This is a genomic window from Streptomyces sp. 15-116A, from assembly GCF_025290915.1.
GTDB lineage: Bacteria > Actinomycetota > Actinomycetes > Streptomycetales > Streptomycetaceae > Streptomyces.
The window spans coordinates 1-3,343 of sequence record NZ_JAOCQE010000437.1 but is presented as its reverse complement, the minus strand read 5'-3'; the positions used below and the strand labels follow the sequence as shown (position 1 = coordinate 3,343).

Genomic DNA, 3,343 nt, shown 5'->3' with positions numbered 1-3,343 from the left:
GCCGCGCCTCGGGCGGCCCCGCCGAGCAGACGTTCGCCACGCTGATCGGCCTGGAGCTGCGCCCGCGCCGGCTCCGGGACGCCTCGCGCCTGTGGGCCTCGCTCACCGACGCGCGCGGTGTGGACGGCCGGGACGCCCTGTGGGCCCACCCGGACATGCTGCCCAACGCCACCGACCTGGACGACCCGGACGGCTTCGTGCACCGTGAGCAGATCGACTTCTCCGAGCTGGACAAGATGCTCGGCGAGGCGGCGGGCGGCTCCACCGGGAAGCCGAACCTGAAGAAGGGCGACGGGGCCGCGGACGAGGGTCCCAAGAAGGACGAGGACCCGAAGAAGGGCGACGGCGCCGAGTGAGCCTGCACGACGACGCGGTCCTCGTGCTGAAGGAGTACGAGGACCAGCCGGAGCTGCGCCAGACCTATCTGGATCATCTGGCGGCGCACCCGGACGGCATGTGGAAGGCCTGCGGGGCCGGGCACATCACGGCGAGCGCCCTGGTGATCGACCCTTCACGCGGGCGCGTGCTGCTCACCCTCCACAAGAAGCTGGGCATGTGGCTCCAGATGGGCGGCCACTGCGAGCCGCAGGATGCCTCCCTGTCGGCCGCGGCGCTGCGCGAGGCCACGGAGGAGTCGGGCGTCGACGGACTGCGTCTGCTTCCGGGCGGCCCGGTGAGGCTCGACCGGCACCCGATCCCGCCGCCGTGCCACTGGCACCTCGACGTCCAGTACGCGGTGCTTGCACCGCCGGACGCGGTGCACGCGGTGAGCGACGAGTCCCTCGACGTCCGTTGGTTCCCGTACGACGAGGTGGCGGAGGTGGCGGACGAGTCCGTCGTACGGCTGCTGGAGGCGACGCGCGCGAGGCTGTGAAGGGGTAAGGGGCGACCGCCCAGGCGGTCGCCCCTTACCGATGCGCACGCTGCGTCAACTCCAGACGTTGCCCTGGTTCTGCCCCCGCGCCCCCTGCTGGCCCATGCCGTAATGCGCGGAGAGGCCCGAGCCGATCTGGGCGTTCTGGGGCGGCAGCAGCTCGCTGGGCTGGACCAGCGCGAAGCCGCTGCCCATGAAGCTGAGCTCCCAGCCCTCACCGGTGTTCCCGCGCCGCCGCCACACGCCCGAGGAGTGCGTCTGCGCCTGCATCTGCACGCGCAGGCTGGTCGACCAGGCGACGATCGCGTCCGCGTCGCAGTTGACGTACTTGTCCGGCGTCACCTGCATCAGCAGCGGCATGCCGGACGTCATCAGCGCGACCTTGCCGCGGCCGGAGATGTTGAGCTGGTACTTCCCCGAGCCGGAGATGCCGTACAGGCTGTCGACGGCGATGACCTCGTGGTGCAGCGAGGAGTCCATCGCGAGCACATAGCTGCTGTCGACGGTCAGCCCGTCCTGGTCGACCTCCATGATGTGGATGTGCTGGGCGAGATTGGCGAGGTAGACCGTGCCCTGCCCGTGGCAGCGCATCAGGTCGAGTCCCTCCCCGGTGCGCGCACGCGCGCGTGACTGCTGGTTGCTCTGGTACTCGGCGTCGAACTCGACGAGGCCCTGGTAGGCGACCATCGTGCCCTTGCGGGCCAGGATGTCGTCGTGTCCCTCCAGCGCGACCCGGAGCATCTGTTTGTTCTGCAGGCTCCAGCGTTCCTGGGTCTGCTGGTCGTTGTAGGCGAAAAGCGGGCTCTGCATGATGTGGTTGCTCCCCCTCAGCCCCGGACCCGGAGACGGTCGGTGCTGTCCTCACTGGGCTGGACGACGACGATGCCCTGACCGGAGAAGGCCATCTGGTAGGCCTCGCCGCTGCCGCGGCCGATCAGCGACTGGGCGCGGAAGCTGCGCTTGCCCTTCACCTTGAGGTTCGGGGACCAGGCGACCAGGGCGTCCGGGTCGACGTACGTCTCGTCGTCACCGCCGCCGCAGTCGACGACGATCGGCTTGCCGCGCGAGGTCAGCGCGACCCAGCCCTGACCGGAGATCTTGGTGTTCCACAGGCCCTGACCGGCGAACTTCGCCAGTCCCTTGACCCGCTCCACGCCCCACGTCAGATGGGCGTCGAAGGCGAGCAGGTTGGTGGCGTTGACGGAGATGCCGTCGCCGTTGAGGTTGATGACGACGACGTTGGCGCCGTAGTCGGCGAGGTAGAGCAGGCCGTCGCCGGAGCACTTCATCAGCGGCGCACCCTCGCCGGTCAGCCAGTCCTTGGCGATCTGGCGGACGGCCGGCGGGTTGGGCTCGTACTGGACGAAACCCTCGTAGGCGACCATGGACCCCACGCGCGCGAGAAGGTCGTTGCCGGTCTGCATGGCCACCTTCAGCATGTGGTTGCCGTGGTTCTCCATGCGGGCGGTGACGGGGGCGGGGGCGAAGCCCGCGAGTGGCTGGTTCATGACGGGCTCCTTAGATCTCGTACGGCTGGACGACGATGAAGTTGCCGGGCGCGCCCCGGAACTGGAGGTTCACGCTCTCACCGGTGTCGCCGGGGTAGGAGTTGCGGCGCATGCGCACCTGGCTGGAGACGACCACCTGGGAGGCGGCCGACCAGGCGACGACGGCGTTGCAGTCGGCGAACGTCGTGGGCGTGACGGGCAGCACGACGGGCACACCGTGGGTCTTCACGATGAGGGTGCCGGTGCCCTGGAACTGCATGGTGAACAGCGCGCCGCCGGGAATGCCGTGTCCCTCGATGCGGCGGACCTCGTACTGGAGGCCCTCGTCGAAGGCGAGGACGTTCTCGGCGGAGACGCACACGGCGTCGCCCTGGAGCTCGATGGGGTGCAGCATCGTGGAGTTCTCGGCGAAGAACACCTGGCCCTGGCCGGCGCAGCGCATCAGCTGCATCTCCTGGCCGGTGGCGTTGCCGACGATGCGGCCGGTGAAACCGGCGCCCTTGTAGCTGAAGTCGACCTTGCCCTGGTAGAGCACCATGCTGCCCTGCCGGGCCAGCACGGACTGTCCGCCGATGCCGAGGTCGACGCGGACCAGCTTGCGGTTCTGCTGGGTCCAGCGCTGCCCGGTCGGGGTCTCCTTGAACTGCTGGAGCGCACCGAGCACACCCGGGCTCTGCGGTGCTCCCTGGGGAGCGCCCTGCGGCGCGCCGTAGGGCGCCTGCTGGCCGGGGACCTGACCGGGCATCTGTCCGGGCGGCGGCTGCTGGCCGTAGCCGGGAGGCGGGGTCGGCTGACCGTATCCGGGCGGCGGCGTGGGCGCCTGGGGTGCATGGGGTGCTTGAGGTCCTGCGCCGTAGCCGGGCGGCAGCGGTGCGGTCTGGCCGGGGGCGGGCTGGCCGTAGCCCGGAGGGGGCGGCGGCTGCTGGCTCGGCTGGCCGTACGGCGCGGGCGCCGGGGCCGG

General features: G+C 70.5%; 5 protein-coding genes. 2 read left to right on the top strand and 3 right to left on the bottom strand.

Features of this window, described 5'->3' with window-relative positions; translation table 11 throughout:
• On the top strand, positions 1-356 hold a 356-nt coding region (locus N4P33_RS33970; RefSeq protein ID WP_260830778.1), incomplete at its 5' end, for a zinc-dependent metalloprotease.
• Entirely contained in the window at positions 353-874 is a 522-nt protein-coding gene (locus N4P33_RS33965; protein WP_260830777.1) for an NUDIX hydrolase, read from the top strand. The genes N4P33_RS33970 and N4P33_RS33965, both read left to right, overlap by 4 nt.
• 54 nt (positions 875-928) lie before the next feature.
• On the opposite strand, the gene N4P33_RS33960 is transcribed toward N4P33_RS33965, so the two are convergent.
• The 3 genes from N4P33_RS33960 to N4P33_RS33950 all read right to left on the bottom strand — a co-directional run.
• Complete coding sequence (locus N4P33_RS33960; RefSeq protein ID WP_260830776.1) at positions 929-1,684, bottom strand: AIM24 family protein; 756 nt, start codon at positions 1,682-1,684, stop codon at positions 929-931.
• Between the two features lie 17 nt (positions 1,685-1,701).
• Positions 1,702-2,382: an AIM24 family protein gene (locus tag N4P33_RS33955; protein ID WP_030219997.1), complete on the bottom strand. Its 681-nt coding sequence runs from the start codon at positions 2,380-2,382 to the stop codon at positions 1,702-1,704.
• Positions 2,383-2,392: 10 nt separating this feature from the next.
• Positions 2,393-3,343 (bottom strand): AIM24 family protein (locus N4P33_RS33950; RefSeq protein WP_260830775.1); only part of this gene is annotated, 951 nt, incomplete at its 5' end.